This is a genomic window from Frigoribacterium sp. UYMn621, from assembly GCF_040549525.1.
GTDB lineage: Bacteria > Actinomycetota > Actinomycetes > Actinomycetales > Microbacteriaceae > Lacisediminihabitans.
This window is the reverse complement of sequence record NZ_JBEPTM010000006.1, coordinates 183,209-198,024: the sequence shown is the minus strand read 5'-3', so window position 1 is coordinate 198,024 and position 14,816 is coordinate 183,209. Positions and strand designations below refer to the sequence as shown.

At 68.6% G+C, this 14,816-nt stretch carries 12 protein-coding genes; 6 read left to right on the top strand and 6 right to left on the bottom strand.

Translation table 11 applies throughout. From position 1 onward, the window contains the following. Nucleotides 1–29: 29 nt before the first annotated feature. Nucleotides 30–1,364 carry an MFS transporter gene (locus ABIB54_RS12150; protein WP_354575777.1) on the bottom strand — a complete coding sequence of 445 codons (1,335 nt, stop codon included), beginning with the start codon at nucleotides 1,362–1,364 and terminating at the stop codon, nucleotides 30–32. 144 nt (nucleotides 1,365–1,508) lie between these two features. On the opposite strand from ABIB54_RS12150, the gene ABIB54_RS12145 reads away from it, so the two are divergent. Beyond that, complete coding sequence (locus ABIB54_RS12145; RefSeq protein ID WP_354575776.1) at nucleotides 1,509–2,369, top strand: LysR substrate-binding domain-containing protein; 861 nt, start codon at nucleotides 1,509–1,511, stop codon at nucleotides 2,367–2,369. Nucleotides 2,370–2,403: 34 nt separating this feature from the next. On the opposite strand, the gene ABIB54_RS12140 is transcribed toward ABIB54_RS12145, so the two are convergent. Both ABIB54_RS12140 and ABIB54_RS12135 read right to left on the bottom strand, forming a co-directional pair. Further along, the gene (locus ABIB54_RS12140; protein WP_354575775.1) at nucleotides 2,404–5,592 is read right to left on the bottom strand and encodes an ATP-dependent helicase; all 3,189 of its coding nucleotides are present in this window, start codon (nucleotides 5,590–5,592) and stop codon (nucleotides 2,404–2,406) included. Next, nucleotides 5,585–8,731 carry an ATP-dependent helicase gene (locus tag ABIB54_RS12135; RefSeq protein WP_354575774.1) on the bottom strand — a complete coding sequence of 1,049 codons (3,147 nt, stop codon included), beginning with the start codon at nucleotides 8,729–8,731 and terminating at the stop codon, nucleotides 5,585–5,587. Before ABIB54_RS12135 ends, ABIB54_RS12140 begins: the two co-directional genes overlap by 8 nt. A 110-nt stretch (nucleotides 8,732–8,841) precedes the next feature. On the opposite strand from ABIB54_RS12135, the gene ABIB54_RS12130 reads away from it, so the two are divergent. Further along, complete coding sequence (locus ABIB54_RS12130; protein ID WP_185201298.1) at nucleotides 8,842–9,066, top strand: DUF3107 domain-containing protein; 225 nt, start codon at nucleotides 8,842–8,844, stop codon at nucleotides 9,064–9,066. A gap of 3 nt (nucleotides 9,067–9,069) precedes the next feature. Next, on the top strand, nucleotides 9,070–9,360 hold the full coding sequence (locus ABIB54_RS12125; RefSeq protein WP_354575773.1) for a hypothetical protein: 291 nt from the start codon (nucleotides 9,070–9,072) through the stop codon (nucleotides 9,358–9,360). 17 nt (nucleotides 9,361–9,377) lie between these two features. Here the strand turns inward: ABIB54_RS12125 and ABIB54_RS12120 are convergent, their stop codons facing one another. After that, entirely contained in the window at nucleotides 9,378–10,097 is a 720-nt protein-coding gene (locus ABIB54_RS12120; protein WP_354575772.1) for a ferritin-like fold-containing protein, read from the bottom strand. Nucleotides 10,098–10,288: 191 nt separating this feature from the next. Here ABIB54_RS12120 and ABIB54_RS12115 point away from each other — a divergent pair, with 191 nt between their 5' ends. Continuing rightward, nucleotides 10,289–11,755, top strand: coding sequence for a DEAD/DEAH box helicase (locus ABIB54_RS12115; RefSeq protein ID WP_354575771.1), 1,467 nt, complete (start codon nucleotides 10,289–10,291; stop codon nucleotides 11,753–11,755). Nucleotides 11,756–11,793: 38 nt separating this feature from the next. On the opposite strand, the gene ABIB54_RS12110 is transcribed toward ABIB54_RS12115, so the two are convergent. Continuing rightward, entirely contained in the window at nucleotides 11,794–12,645 is an 852-nt protein-coding gene (locus ABIB54_RS12110; protein WP_354575770.1) for a PHP domain-containing protein, read from the bottom strand. A 33-nt stretch (nucleotides 12,646–12,678) separates the two neighbouring features. Here ABIB54_RS12110 and ABIB54_RS12105 point away from each other — a divergent pair, with 33 nt between their 5' ends. Then, nucleotides 12,679–13,692, top strand: coding sequence for an endonuclease/exonuclease/phosphatase family protein (locus tag ABIB54_RS12105; RefSeq protein WP_354575797.1), 1,014 nt, complete (start codon nucleotides 12,679–12,681; stop codon nucleotides 13,690–13,692). A 31-nt stretch (nucleotides 13,693–13,723) separates the two neighbouring features. Here ABIB54_RS12105 and ABIB54_RS12100 read toward each other — a convergent pair whose 3' ends face one another. After that, the gene (locus tag ABIB54_RS12100; RefSeq protein WP_354575769.1) at nucleotides 13,724–14,356 is read right to left on the bottom strand and encodes a TetR/AcrR family transcriptional regulator; all 633 of its coding nucleotides are present in this window, start codon (nucleotides 14,354–14,356) and stop codon (nucleotides 13,724–13,726) included. 190 nt (nucleotides 14,357–14,546) lie between these two features. Between ABIB54_RS12100 and ABIB54_RS12095 the strand changes: the two genes are divergently transcribed. Continuing rightward, complete coding sequence (locus ABIB54_RS12095) at nucleotides 14,547–14,771, top strand: hypothetical protein (RefSeq protein ID WP_354575768.1); 225 nt, start codon at nucleotides 14,547–14,549, stop codon at nucleotides 14,769–14,771. Nucleotides 14,772–14,816: the final 45 nt, after the last annotated feature.

Below are 14,816 nucleotides of genomic sequence, written 5' to 3'. Positions count from 1 at the left end.
CGACCCCGACGAGGTTCGCTCGGTGTTGCTCAGGCGGCTCGGCGCCGCTGTTCGATCGCGACGAACCTGCCGGAGCGTCGGATGCGGATGCGGAGCGCCAAGCGCCCCGACCGCGCAAGCACGACAGCGATGACGATCGCGGCGATCGCCGGCATCACTCCGGCGACCGTCATCGCGGTCTGCACCCCGAATCGGTCGGCGATGGCGCCGCTGACCGGTCCGCCGAGAGCCTGGCCGCCGAGCATCACCATGGAGTACAGGGACATCACCCGGCCCCGGATGGCACGGTTGGTGGAGAGTTGGACGATCGATTCGGCTCCGGTGGCGAAGAGCAGCCGGGTGACACCGATGCCCATGAGGAAGACGAGGAAGAGCGGCTCCCAGGGTGAGTTGCCGGCGAGCACCAGCGCGAGGCCGAAGAGGCCGGCGGCGAACATGATCGTGCGCAATCTCACGTTCATCCGCCGCGTCGACAACACGGCACCGGTGAGCGCGCCGACCGCCGCAGCGGAGCTGTAGAGCCCGTAACCCGCCGCACCGGTCTGATAGACGTTGTCGGCGAAGGCGACCAGCAGCACGGGCAGGGTCATTCCGAAGGTCGAGACGAAGGCCAGCATCACCATCGGCCAGAAGATTGTCGGCTTGCCGATCACATATTTCACGCCCTCGCGGATCTGGCCCTTCGACCGGTTGGCCCGTGGCGAGGGCAGCAACTCGCGCACCCGCATGCAGCCGAGGGTCACCACCACCACGATGGCCGCGACCGCGTTGACACTGATCGACCAGCCAGAGCCGACCAGGACGATGAGCACGCCGCTGATCGCCGGACCGAGCAGACCGCCGAGGTGGAAGATCGACGCGTTCAGGCTGATGGCGTTGCGCAGGCGGCGATGCCCGACCATCTCATTGACGAAGGCCGAACGCGCGGGACCCTCGACGACGGCGACCATCCCGAGCAGGAAGGCCACGCCCCACACCTGCCAGACCTCCACTATTCCGGAAATCGTCAGGGCGCCGAGGACCGCACACAGGAGCGCCGTCGTTGACTGGGTCACCATCATGAGCCGCCGCTTATCGACCCGATCGGCGATGACGCCGCCCCAGACGCCGAAGAGCAGAACCGGAGCGAACTGCAGGAACACGGTGACTCCGACGAGAGCGACGTTGTGTGTCAACTCATTGACGAGCCAGTCGGTCGCGATCTTCTGCATCCAGCCAGAGGTGTTGGAGAGCACCTGCGAGATCACGTACAGGCGATAGTTGAAGACCCGGAGCGAATCGAAGGTGTCGCGCCAGCGTGGTCGTTCGAGAAGCACCGGGATCGGTTCGGTGGGCGGGATGGCGGTAGACGTCTCGGTGGTCACGCGGAAAGGGGTCCTGCACTGCTCGACAAGGTTTCGTATGGTCGCCCTAACGCTACGGCGGGGTGCAGTCATTCGGGAATAGAATCGAGACTATAAGTCCCATTCGATTTATCAATGACATAGTCGACGGCCCCGGAGGTGCGGATGTTCGACCCGGTGCTGCTCCGCACCTTCGTCACTGTGGCGGAGACGCTCAATTTCACGGTCACCGGCCAGCTGCTCGGCCTGAGCCAGCCGACGGTGAGCCAGCACATCCGCAAGCTCGAGGTGGCCGCTGGTCGAAACCTCGTGCTGCGGGACACCCGGGAGGTGCGGCTCACGGACAACGGCGACGCGATGCTCGGCTTCGCCCGATCGATCCTCGCCGCGCACGACCAGGCCTCGAGCTACTTCACCGGCTCCGCGATGCGCGGTCGGCTGCGCTTCGGATCGGCCGACGATCTCGCCCTCACCCAGCTGCCCCAGATCCTGCGTGACTTCCGGCAGCTGTACCCCCACATCAACCTCGAACTCACCGTGAACCAGAGCGGATTCCTCACCCGTCGGCTGCTCGCGGGCCAACTCGACCTCGTCTTCGTGAAACAGGAGCCCGACATCCCGGGAGGTCGCCTCGTGCGCCGCGACCGGCTGGTCTGGGTCGGGCATCGAAACCTCAGTCTCGAAGCCGGCCAACCCGTGCCGCTCATCGCCTATCAGGCACCGAGTCTCAGCCGCACCGCCGCGATCACCGCTCTCGAGTCGGTCGGACGCACCTGGCGCATCACCTGCAATGTGCGGGAGATCAACGGAGTGCTCGCCGCGACCCGTGCCGGAATCGGGATCGCCGCCTTCCCGCAGAGCCTGATCCCTCCCGACCTCGTGCAGCTTCCGAGCTCGTTCGCACTGCCGGAGCTCGGCGACATCGACTTCCGTCTGCTCGACAACCCGACATCCGCCCGCGAACCGATCGACGCCCTCGCGGCCGCGATCGTGGCGAGGCAGAGCCAGGTCTCGCCGGGTCCCTGACCAGCCGGCGCGCTCACGCGGCCCGGTGCGATCGTCAGCGGGCGACGGTACGCCAGAGCGCGACGAGCTCGTCGCGGTCGTAGATGCGCTCGGGACGGATGATGCGGTCCTCGGTCACGTAGTAGAACACCGCGTCGATCACGAGGGGGTCGATGCCCTTCCACTCCGCGAAGGCCTGGCGGTAGAGCGCGAGCTGCAGCTGCTTCGACTCGAGGTCCGCCGCATCCCGCGGCGCTTTTCCGGTCTTCCAGTCGACCACGCGATAGCGCCCGTCGATCCGGTAGACCGCGTCGAGTTTGCAGACGATCACCTCGCCATCGAGGATCAGATGGATCTCGATCTCGACCTCTTCGGGGGTGAGCGTCGCGAACTCGGAGCGCTCGAAGGTCTCCCGGAGCCCGGAGAGCCCGTCGGGCTCGACCCGGTCGCCCGGCACCGATTCGTCGCCGTCGAGCTCGATCGCGACGGCATCCAGCTCCTCCGCGGTGCCGTGGACCCCGTAGCGCTGCTCGACCCATTCGTGGAAGAGCGTGCCGAGCCGGGTGGCACGGTACGGCCGCTCCGGCATCGGACGGCGCAGGGATGCCGCGACCCCCGCCGGGTCGCTCACGAAGTCCTTGAATCGGGATGCCGAGACCCGGGTGGGCAGGTCGACGACCCCGGCCGCGTCGATGCGCCGCTGCCGCTCCTCGAGCAGGAGGGTGAGCTCGACTCCCCACGAGCCCTCGGCTCCCGGCACCGACTCGCGCACCAGGCGAGCGGCCGCTTCGACCGCGTCGCGGCGACCACCGAGGGGATCCATCGGCCAGCGGAACAGGTTCGCCTCGTCGCCAAGGGGATTGTCCGTGTGCTCACTCTCGAGCGGCAGTTCAGCGATCACTCCCCCGGCCTCGAGCTCCCGAAGGAAAGGGCTCGGACGGCGTGGGCTGGACTGGGTCGCCCAGAAGGATGCCGTGAGCAGCAGGGAGTGCCGCGCGCGGGTGACGGCGACATAGGCGAGGCGGCGCTCCTCCTCGTCGTGACGCTCCCGGACTTCGGCCCTGAACACCGCGCGGCTGTCGAGGAGTTCCTTGCGAGTCGTGGCCGTCGTCCAGTCGAAGCGCGGCAGCTCTCTGGCATCGCCGCGGAAGTCGTAGGGCAGCATGCCGAAGCCGAGCCATCCGTTCGATCCCTCGCGAGAAGATCCCGGAAGCTCGCCCTCGACGAGGCGGGGAACCACCACGAGATCCCACTCCAGGCCCTTCGACCCGTGGATGGTGAGCAGCTGAACCGTGCCCGGCTCGGGGTCTTCCGGGCGCGGCGCGAGGTTGTCGCGCCATTCGGCCTCCCGGAGCCAGGACAGGAAGCCGCCGAGGCTGGCCGACTCGTCGACGGCGAGATAGCCGCCGAGGGCGTCGAAGAAAGCCTCCATGGTCGCGGCTCCGAGCGATCGGGTCTCATTGGCCGCGACCTCGATGTCCAGCATCAGATCCTGCTCGACGAAGGTGACGAAGTCGAGCAGGTCGAGCCCCGCGCGCGCCCGCAACCGGGCGAAGGTGCGGCCGGCATCCCTCAGGCGGTCGAGGCCCACCGCGCTGAACCGCTCGAGCTGGCTGTGCCCGGGGCGCGCAGTCGCGATGAAATCGAGGGCGTCGACTATCGACCCGCCCTCCGATTCGGCGACGGATGCCCGCAGCGCCTCCTTCACATCGTCGTCGAGGGCGCGCTGGGCATAGTCCCTGTCCCGCAGCCAGGAGGCGACCCGGCCGAGACCGTGCAGGTCTTTCGCGCCGAGGCGCCAACGCGATCCGGCGAGCAGTCTCACCAGCTCGGAGCCGGCGGTCGGGTCGTTGACCACGGCGAGGGCAGAGACCAGGTCGGCGATCTCGGGCTCGGCCATGAGGCCGCCGATGCCGAGCACGTGGAACCTCACCCCGTTGCGCCGCAGCGCCTCGATGAATGCGCCCTGCGTCTTTCGTGCACGAAACAACATCGCGGCAGTGGGCGGAGTAGTGCCGTGAGGCACGTCCAGGTGCTCCCGCAGCCACCGGGCGGCGGCTTCCGCCTCCTCGGGAAGGGTCTCCTCCACGATGACACGCACCGGTACGGCGGTTGCCGAAGCCCCGGCCTCCAGCCGATCGACGCCGGTGCGGGCCGCAGCCCCTGCGCTGCGGAAGGGTTCCACTATCGCGTTGGCGACGGCGAGGATGTCGTGCCCGTTGCGCCAGGACGTGGTGAGCGCGAACTGTGCGTCGGCAGCGGCGTGGAACTGGCGGGCGAAGCCATCCAGATTCGCGGCGCTCGCCCCCCGCCATCCATAGATCGACTGATTGGGATCGCCGACCGCCATGACGGGCAGCCCGGCGAAGAGTTCGGAGAGCAGCAGGGTCTGCACCACGCTCGTGTCCTGGTACTCGTCGAGCAGAACGACCCGGTACTGCTCGCGGAGTTCGTCGGCAATCCGCGGAACGTCACGCACGACGGTGAGGGCGAGCGAGACCTGATCGGAGTATTCGACGAAGCCACGGCGTACCTTTGCCTCGTCGAACCGGGCCACCAGGTCGACGAGCACGGGAAGCGCCCCGACGGTGGAGGCGAGCACGGCGACGTCCTCGTAGGCGCCACGGCCGCCCGGCGGCAGGTCGACGAGCCCGGCGAAGCGGGAGGCGAAGCTCGTGACATCCGTCGGGTCGACCAGGTTCTCGCTCATCGCGTGGGCGAGGGTGAGCACCGCCTTCGTCACGGTGTCGACGCTCTTGCCGAGGCCCGGCAGGCGGTCATCGGTCGACGCGATCACGACAGTGCGGGCCAGCTGCCACGCGGATGCCTCGCCAAGCACCGGCCCGTCGCTCTCCCGGCCGAGCAGGATGGCATTGTCGCGATAGATCCGGTTGGAGAAGGAGTTGTAGGTCGCCACGTTCGGCGGATCGAACTCGTCGTAGTCCTCGGAGAGCAGGCCGGCGTGATGCAGCTGGTCGATGCGCTCCCGGATGCGCACCGAGAGCTCCCCCGCGGCCTTGCGGGTGAAGGTGAGTCCGAGGATCTGCCCCGCCGCCACCCGACCGTTGGCGAGCAGCCAGAGCACCCGGTTCGCCATGGTCTCGGTCTTGCCGCTGCCTGCGCCGGCGACGACCAGCGCCGGGGCGAGCGGGGACTCGATCACCCGGCGCTGCTGGGCGGTCGGCCGAGGGCGGCCGAGGGCATCCGCAATCTCGTCCGCCGATACGTACGGCGCCTCAGTCACTGGCAACCGACCTCACGCGATGCAGCTTCTTCGTACCGACGTCGAAAGAACCCCAGGCGTCCAGGTCGAGGGCACCGTCGAAGGCCGCGGCCGCCATGCCGATGGCCGCCTGGCGAATGCGGGTGCGGAATCCCTCGAGCTCTTGCTCGTCGAGCGGCGCCTGGCTGCCCTCTCGATAGAGCTTGCCTCGGGTTCCCTTCTTCACGAAGAGCAGCTTCGCCCCGCCCGCCCGGTGCTCACCCAGTTCGTCGAGGAATTCGTCGAGAACGCCCTGCACATAGGCGAGCTGATAGGTGCCGAGCTGCGGATGCGCGTCGATCTTCGGCTGCGGCACGATGGGATTGCCCGTCTTGAGGTCCACGATCACCACCGAGCCGTCGGCCGACCGCTCCACCCGGTCGATCGACCCGTTCACTGTTGCCCGATCGATGTCGATCGAGAACCGGCTCTCCGCCCCCACCAGGATCTTGCCATCACGGGCGAAGTCCACGAGGTACTCCGCGACCCCGGCAGCAAGGATCCGCGCTGCCCGCTTCTGCTGCTCGGCGAGCCACGGCGACTCGAAAGCGAGTTCCCCCCAGCGACCCTCGATAGCGCCCCAGACCGCATCAACGGTCGGATCGGTCGCCGTCTCCATCGCCCAGTGCACGATGGTTCCGAGCCCCATGGCTGTGCTCGACTGGGTGCCGGACACCGAGTCGATGAACCAGTCCACCGGCGAGTCTTCGAAGGCCTCCAACCGCGAGGGGGAGACCGGCACCTGCTCGTCGGCGGCGAAGACGGGATCCGCCGTCGAGACCTCACGGAGCCCGTGCCAGTCCTCGGGATCGGCGCCGGGGATCCGCTCCCGGGCCAGCCGGGAGAGAGCGGATGCCGCGGCCGCGCGCTCCGCCGGGGTGCGCCGGCTCGTCGCGAGCTCGCGCCGGAGGCGGCCGGTGAGGGCCCGGAGCGAGAGCGGTCGCAGTGCTGCGGTTTCCACGGTCTCGGCGTCGCCCGGTGCCAGGGAGAAGAGCACGCTCGCCGATTCGTCCTCGTTGTCGACGGCGGCGAGGATGACCTGACGGCGCGCGCGGGAGACGGCGAGCGCGAACATCCGCAGCTCGTCGTCGCGCACCTGTCGTCGCTCGTCGAGCGACACCTCCCCGAGGCCGGTCATCACCCGCACGAGCTCCTGCGGGTAGAGCAGCGAGCCGCGAAGGCGCAGGTTCGGCCAGACGCCATCCTGCAGGGCCGCGACGACCACGACGTCGAACTCCAGACCGACGGTTCCGGAGGGGGTGGTCACGAGCACGGCGTCGGCGAGCGATTGCGGAGAGAGGGTGTCTTCTGGCACCTCCGCGTCGAGCACACCGTCGAGGAACACCTGTGCGGCGGTGCCGGGCTGTCGCTCGACGAACCGCTTGGCCGCGGTGAAGAGGGCGACGACGCCGTCGAGATCACGATTGGCCTCGTCGGCGGCGATACCCTCGCTGGTGGCGCGGGCGAACCACTCGGGTGCGAGACCGCTGCGATCCCAGGCCAGCCAGAGCAGCTCTTCGATGGTGGCCCCCTCCGATCCCGCGACGCCGATGGCATCGAGGGTGCGGGCGAGTCGATCGGCGTTGCGTCCGACGCGATGGTCGATGGTGGCGAACCGGCCCGGCGCCCCGAGCGCTTCGACGAGAAGCTCATCACTGGATCGCGTGCCGGCCCCGGCCAGTTCCTCGGCCCGGAGGGCGAGACGCAGCCGCCGCACCGCGAGTTTGTCGAGACCGCCGAACGGGCCGAGAAGAAGCTCCGCGGCGATCGACGGATCGAGCGGGGTACGGCCGATTCCGACATCCACAACGGTGAGAAGTCCCCGGGCGGCGTGGTCGTCACGAAGCGCACGACCCCCCACCGAGGTGCGGGTCGGCACCTCGGCGAGCGCGAGGGCCCGGGCGATCTGGGGCACGGAGGATCCACTGCGCACGACGATCGCCATGCGGTTCCACTCGACCCCGTCCAGCAGATTCCGCTCTCGAAGCTGTCTCGCGATGGCAGCCCACTGGCGTGCCGGACTCTCGGCGAGAACCTTCAACACCGGCGCGAGAGGGGCTCCCGCCGCAGCGGACCTCTGAGCGGCGGAGAGTGCCTCTCGCTGACCGAACACACCGGAAGTGCCGATCCGATCGGTGATGCGCCGGGTGAACTCCCTCAGCGCCGGCTCCTGCCGGTGCACCGTCGACAGGGTGAGGGTGGCGAGGTGGGGCAGGCCGAGCAGGATGCCGAGGCGGGCGAGAGAGTCCGGCTCCCCCCCGCGGAAGGCGTTCGCCGCGACATCCGGATCCCCCAGGGCGATCACCGACACCCCTCGGGCGGCGAGGGCGGCGAGCAGCCCGATCGTGGAGCGGGTGGCCTCCTGGAGGTCGTCAACGATCACGAGGCGAAGCCGATCGACAGCCGCACCGCCCTCCCCCCGCCCGAGCGCCGCGATCGCGAACTGCACGAGCTCCGTCGAGTCGAGCTGGTTGGATCGGGAGCTGCTCACGACGGTGAAGTAGTCGGCGAAGAAGTCCGCGGCGGCGACCCATTCGGGCCGGTCTCGCTCCACGCCGAGTGAGCGGAGACGCTGCGGCGAGACACCGTACTCGGTGGAACGCCCGAGCAGTTCGCGAAGCTCGGTGCGGAATCCGCGCAGGCATCGAACCGCCGGGCCGAGCTGGTCGGGCCAGGACGGACCCGATCCGTCCTCGAGGTGGCCGTCGACGAGTTGGGCGATGTCGCTGTCCTGGTCACCGCCGGTCGCCAGGCGCGGCGCCTCGACCCCGGCGGCACGAGCGGCGTTGCCGACGATCTCGAAGGCGAGGGAATTGACGGTCCGGGCGATCGGACCGTTGGTCGGCACCCCGATCCGCAGCGCCAGGATGTCGCGCAGCCTCGTCGCCGTCGTGCGGCTGGACGTGAGCACGAGAAGCTCCTCCGGAGCGAAACCGCGGTGCGCCACACGCTGGGCCACCAATTCCACGAGCGTTGCGGTCTTGCCCGAACCCGGCGCGCCGATGACGGCCGCCGAGGCGGCGTCTGGAAGGTCGAGAACCGTCTGTTGTGACGCATCGAGGTGGAGCGGTGCGGTGCGGGAGGACGGCGCCGTCGCCTGCCGAAACCCCCTGATAGCCATCGACCCACGGTAGCGCGGCCCGGCGACATCACCGCGCCAGTGCGGTCGCGCCGTTGCGCCCAAAGAGAACGGGGAGATTCGAGCCACCCCAACTGTCGTAATCTGTGCACGTGGACATACGAATCGGCATCACCAACAGCCCCCGTGAGATCAACCTCGAATCGTCGCAGTCGGCGGCGGATGTCGAAGGCATCGTCACCGCGGCTCTCGCCTCGGACGCGAAGTTCTTCAAGCTCGTCGACCAGAAGGGCAACGTCTACGTCGTTCCCGTTGCGACCTTCGGCTACCTGGAGATCGGTTCGGAAGAGTCCCGTCGCGTCGGTTTCGTGGCCTGACCGATGGAACTGCTGTTCGTGACGCTCGGCGGGGCCATCCTCGGCCTCGCGGCGCGGTACGGCGTGCCGAAGCGCGACACGCACGGCGCACTCCTCGTTCCGGGGATCGGTGCGGTCGTTTCCGCCGTGGTCTGGGCCGCCCTCACCTGGCTGGGCTGGAGATTCGACGGCGGATGGATCTGGGTGGTCAGCCTCGTTGCGGCGGCAGTCGTCGCCGTTCTGGCGAGCGTGTTCCTCGGGCGCCAGCGCACGGAACAGGACGCGGAGCTGCTCTCCGCTCTCAGCCGCGCCTGAGCGCGGCTGCCGCCGACTCAGGCGGTCAGGCCGAGGGCATCCATTCGTCGCGTGTGTGACGCGATCAACTCGGTGAAAGCCGGCTCGAGGCGGGCTTCATCGCGCTGCGTGTGACCGATGTTCGTGAGCGAGGACCGGGCGATCAGCAGGGTGTCCCCCACGAGCCGTCGTCCCCACATCGCCAGCCGGGACGCGAGCTTCGGGTTGGCATCGATGGCCGACCGCAGCTCGTCGACGAGCATCGCGTGCCCGTCGTCCCCGGAGAGCAGCGGGATGATCCGTGCCCGGGCGTCGGCGGAGAGCCCGGCCGCGAGCTGCACCTGGAAGTCACCGAGCAGTCCGGCGGTGAGATAGGCCGTCACGAGCATTTCGTACCAGTCGGCCCCGAGCGTCGTGTGGGCGTACTCGTCGATTCGGGCGGCGAAGGGGGCCATGGCCGGGCCCGGCTCGTGTCCGAGTCTCTTGATCTCTGCCGCGAGGCCGTGATGCTTCGCCAGCGCAAGGGCCGCCACGCGGCTGACCGCGACCTTGGAGTCTGCGGTCGGCGCCACACTCACCGCGCGGCTGAGAGTCTCGAAGAGGGCGAGCTGCACATAGGCGGCCTGCCCGAGATACGGGAGAAGCTCGGGAGTCAGTTCGGCGAGGTCGACGCGGTCGACCTGCGCGACGGGCTCGCGCCGCGGTTTGAGGCGGGGAGCATCAGTGCGCCGGGGACGTCGAGAAAACAAGGAGACCACGGGCACAGCCTATCCGCGACAGGCCGCTGACCGCCGCGAAAGCGCTCCCGGGGCGACAGGCGGCTAAACTGGTGGTAATGCCTCCCATTTCTGGTGGAGGCTCAGCACGCCCCAGGTCAAAGCGGGCGTAGCCGCTTTTTAGACAGGGCATCATCATCACTACATTTTCAGATCTCAACATCGACCAGGATATGGTCGACGCTCTCGCCACGAAGGGCATCATCTCGCCCTTCCCGATCCAGGTGCAGACGATCCCCATGGGGCTCGCCGGCCAGGACATCATCGGACAGGCCAAGACCGGAACGGGCAAGACGCTCGGCTTCGGACTCCCCCTCCTCCAGTCGCTCGGCCTCAACCCCGAGCCCGGCGTCAAGGCTCTCGTCGTCGTGCCGACCCGCGAGCTGTGTGTGCAGGTGGCCGAAGATCTCGTGCTCGCGGCATCCAACCGCGGCACCCAGGTCGCCGCCATCTACGGCGGCAAGGCCTACGAGGGCCAGGTCGAGCAGCTCAAGGCCGGCGCACAGGTGGTCGTCGGAACCCCCGGTCGCCTCCTCGATCTCGCCAGCCAGCGAATGCTGTCGCTCAAGGACGTCAAGGTGATGGTGCTCGACGAGGCCGACAAAATGCTCGACCTCGGCTTCCTCTCCGACATCGAGAAGCTCTTCGCCCAGACCAGCCCGACCCGCCACACCATGCTCTTCTCCGCGACGATGCCCGGCCCGATCGTGGCCCTCGCGCGGCGCTTCATGAACCGGCCCATCCACATCCGCGCGACGGACCCGGACGAGGGCCGCACCCAGGCCAACATCAAGCACGTCGTCTACCGCGCCCACTCGATGGACAAGGACGAGGTCATCGCCCGCATTCTTCAGGCCGAGGGACGCGGCAAGACCGTGGTCTTCACCCGCACCAAGCGCGCCGCGGCCAAGCTCGTCGAAGAACTCAACGACCGCGGCTTCAACGCCGCCGCCGTGCACGGCGACCTCAACCAGGAGCAGCGCGAGCGTGCCATGGCCGCGTTCAAGGCCGGCAAGAAGGACATCCTGATCGCCACCGATGTCGCGGCTCGCGGCATCGATGTCAATGACGTGACACACGTGATCAACCACACGATCCCGGACGACGACGACACCTACCTGCACCGTGCCGGACGCACCGGTCGCGCGGGAAAGACCGGCATCGCCGTCACCTTCGTCGACTGGGACGACATGCACAAGTGGGCCGCCATCAACAAGGCGCTCGACATGGGCCAGCCGGAGCCGGTCGAGACCTACTCCTCGTCGCCGCACCTCTTCACCGACCTCGACATCCCCGAAGGCACCAAGGGTCGCCTCGCGTCCGCCGGCCCCGTGCGGGCACGCGAGCCGCGTCCGGCCGACAGCGACCGTGGTGGTCGCTCGGGTGGTGGCCGGGACAGCAACGGGGACCGCAGCCGCTCCGGCGATCGTGGGGGACGCTCCGGCGACCACGGCGGCACCGGGCGCAACTCGGGCCGCCCAGCGGGAGCCACCGGCGGACGTCCTCCGCGCGAGGGATCGACCGACGTCGTGCGCGAGAGCGCCGAGGGCGGCGGAACCCACGACGGCACCTCGCCGACGCGTCGTCGTCGCACGCGTTCGCGCCGTGGCGGTGCGGGAAACACGCCTCCCGCCGCCTGAGCATCGGGGTCTGAACCGGGGGCCCCAGAACCCGGGCGTCAGCCGCGGTAGGGCGCCGAGCCCGAACCGGCTGCCACGATTCGCTCGAGCGCCTCCGGCTCGGTGCTGTTCTCGGCGAGACGGTTGGGCTTGCCCTCGCCGTGATAGTCGCTCGAACCGGTGACGACGAGGTCGTATTTCGTGGCGAGCTCGTAGAGGCGCAGCTTGCCATCATCGGTGTTGTCCCGGTGGTGGATCTCGAGCCCGACGAGGCCCGCCGCCACCAGCTCAGCGATCGCGCGCTCCTCGATCACCCGGTAGCGTCCGTGGGTGGCCGGGTGCGCGAGCACCGGCACTCCCCCGGCCGCGACGATCATGCGAACGCCCTCGAGCGGGGACGGGGCGTAGTACTTCTCGTAGTAGCCGCTGCGCCAGTGCAGGATGCTCTCGAAAGCGGCGCTGCGGTCGCTCACGAGACCCTTCGCCACGAGGGCGTCGGCGATGTGCGGCCGCCCGAGCGTTCCACCGTCCACCGACTGGGCAAGCACATCGGCCCAGGTGATGTCGTAGTCGACGGCGATGCGCTCGACGATGCGCTCGGCACGGTGCATGCGTCCGTCCCGGATCCGCGCGGTCTCGGCGATGATCGTCGGGTCGGCCGGGTCGAAGAGGTAGGCGAGCATGTGCACGCTCGCCGGGCCGTAGTTCGTGCTCAACTCCATGCCCGGGATCACGGTCAGGCCGGTTCCGGATGCCGCGGCGAAAGCCTCCTGCCATCCCGCGGTCGAGTCGTGGTCCGTGATCGCCACAGTGCCGAGGCCGGCTGCCACCGCGGCCCGCACGAGCTCTGTCGGCGTCTCGGTGCCGTCGGAGACGCTGCTATGGGTGTGCAGGTCGATCAATCCGGGCATCCTGCAACTCTATTCCCGTTAGGGTTGGTGACGATGTTCCGCCGCCTGCTCGCTGCCCTGATCCTGCTCGTGGGGGCAGCCGGGGTGCTCATCCTCGGCTGGCCTCAGCTCTTCTCGCTTCACCGGGCCCCCGGAGTAACGCAGCTCGTCTCGTTCCGCGCTGCCGGAGCCGCGGGTGGCGTCGTCATCCTGCTCTTCCTGGTGGTTCTCGCCGCCGCCAACCCGCGTTTTCGACGGCTGGGCCTGTCGCTTTCTGCGCTCGCCCTCGTCTTCGTCCTTCTCAACGCCGCTGTGCTCTCCAGCCGTGGCTTCGGAGTCGACGCCCTTCCTGCCAGGGCCGGTGCCGACGTCACCGTCGTCTCGTGGAACACCCTCGGCGGCGCTCCGGGGGCTGCGGTGATCGCAAAGCTCGCCATCGAGTCGGATGCGGATATCGTCTCGCTCCCCGAAACCACCGAGCAGACGGCGACCGCTGTCGCCGTGCTGATGACCGCGGCGGGACTCCCGATGGTGCCGCATACCGTGGCGCACGGGCACATCTCCAAATCGCGCTCGACCTCTGTGCTCATCAGCACCGCCCTCGGGGCCTACCACCTGGACGAATCCGCCGGCTCCACCGGCACCCTCCCGAGCCTCGTGATGGTGCCTGACAGCGGATCCGGTCCGACCATCGTGGCGGCCCACCCGGTGGCACCGCAGCCGACGGAGCTCGAGAACTGGAGGTCAGACCTCCACTGGCTCGCGGGAGCGTGCCCCGGCGGAAACGTGATCCTCGCCGGCGATTTCAATTCGACTCTCGACCACCTCGCGGGCTTGGGCACCGCACCGGGCACCACCGTCGGCGCGTGTACGGATGCCGCCCTCCGCGCCCATTCCGCTGCTGTCGGCACGTGGCCGACATTCGCTCCCGCCCTCCTCGGCACCCCCATCGACCATGTGATGACGACCGCGAACTGGTCGATCGTGGGCGTGCGAGTGGTCGAGAACCTCGACCGAGCGGGAAGCGACCACCGACCGATCGTGGTTCGGCTGCGGCCGGCCGGCTGATGCTCAGTTCACGTCGGCCCGAGCTCCCGGTCTAGTTCGAGGCGGCAGCCCGATTCGCCGCGATGACCAGTTCGCCCATGGTGCGGGCGCGACGGGCGGCACGCGGGTCGCCCGCTGCCGCCTGCACGATGCATCCCTTCATCAGGATGAGCCACGACCGGGCGAACTCCTCCGGCTCGGTGAGACCGGCTTCGGCGGCGAAACCGGCCACGATGCTGCTCACCGTGGCGAGATGTGCGAAGCTCGCGCGGCCGAGCGGATGATCCGCTCCCATTTCCAGAATCACTTTGACAAAGGTGCAGGCCTCGTAGTCTTCACGCTGGAACCAACCGTCGAACACCTCGAAGATGGCGAGCAGTCGGTCCTCTGGCTGGTCGCAGAGGGATCGCACCCCGCTGTCGATGATGCCGAAGGTCCAGTCGGTCTCGCGGCGCTTCAGGATGGCGAGAACGAGGTCGTCTTTCGTGGGGAAGTGTCGGTACAGCGTTGCCTTCGCGACTCCCGAGGCGAGAACCACCTCGTCCATCGCGACATCCCGGATCGCCCGCCGGCAGAACAGCCGGTAGCCGGCGTCGATGATGCGCTCGTGGGAATCGGCGAATGCGGGAGCCCGGACGGCTGGTGTCGCGGCCGCGAAGACCGGGCTGGGGGCGGCGATGGACATGGTTTCACTCCCGAACAGGCCTGCGGGGTCTGAGCAAACCTGGGTGCGCGCCACGTGCGCGTGCATACTCGCTCGATCGTAGTGCGTCAAGGACTTCGGCGAGTCGTAGACAAGACAGTGCAGTCTCTGTTTGGATGAGGCAAGCCGGGTCAGAGGTGACGAAGGCACAGGCAGGGGCAGGGGCACAGCAATGAAGAGTTTCGAGGATGTCCTCCACAACTTCGACACGTCGCAAACGGCGATCGACACTCAACTCGACACTGCGACCATCGTGCTCGACGAGTCGGTGTTGCCCGCGCCGGTCTCGTCCTTCGAACACGTCGCGCGCTCGACGGCGAGTCGTGAATCGCTGGTTCCGCCCAAACCCCTGTGGCCCTTCGGGCTTCGCACCCATCCCCACCGTCAGGCCAGCTGAGACCCAGGGTCTTTCGCCGCTCTTCGTCGCGGTGACGGAAGGCCG

Excerpts from the sequence above, each read along its gene's own strand:
- ABIB54_RS12135 (WP_354575774.1), bottom strand. The coding sequence starts at position 8,731 with ATGGCTATCAGGGGGTTTCGGCAGGCGACGGCGCCGTCCTCCCGCACC.
- ABIB54_RS12115 (WP_354575771.1), top strand. The coding sequence starts at position 10,289 with ATGGTCGACGCTCTCGCCACGAAGGGCATCATCTCGCCCTTCCCGATC.
- ABIB54_RS12105 (WP_354575797.1), top strand. The coding sequence starts at position 12,679 with ATGTTCCGCCGCCTGCTCGCTGCCCTGATCCTGCTCGTGGGGGCAGCC.
- ABIB54_RS12110 (WP_354575770.1), bottom strand. The coding sequence starts at position 12,645 with ATGCCCGGATTGATCGACCTGCACACCCATAGCAGCGTCTCCGACGGC.
- ABIB54_RS12125 (WP_354575773.1), top strand. The coding sequence starts at position 9,070 with ATGGAACTGCTGTTCGTGACGCTCGGCGGGGCCATCCTCGGCCTCGCG.
- ABIB54_RS12100 (WP_354575769.1), bottom strand. The coding sequence starts at position 14,356 with ATGTCCATCGCCGCCCCCAGCCCGGTCTTCGCGGCCGCGACACCAGCC.
- ABIB54_RS12145 (WP_354575776.1), top strand. The coding sequence starts at position 1,509 with ATGTTCGACCCGGTGCTGCTCCGCACCTTCGTCACTGTGGCGGAGACG.
- ABIB54_RS12095 (WP_354575768.1), top strand. The coding sequence starts at position 14,547 with ATGAAGAGTTTCGAGGATGTCCTCCACAACTTCGACACGTCGCAAACG.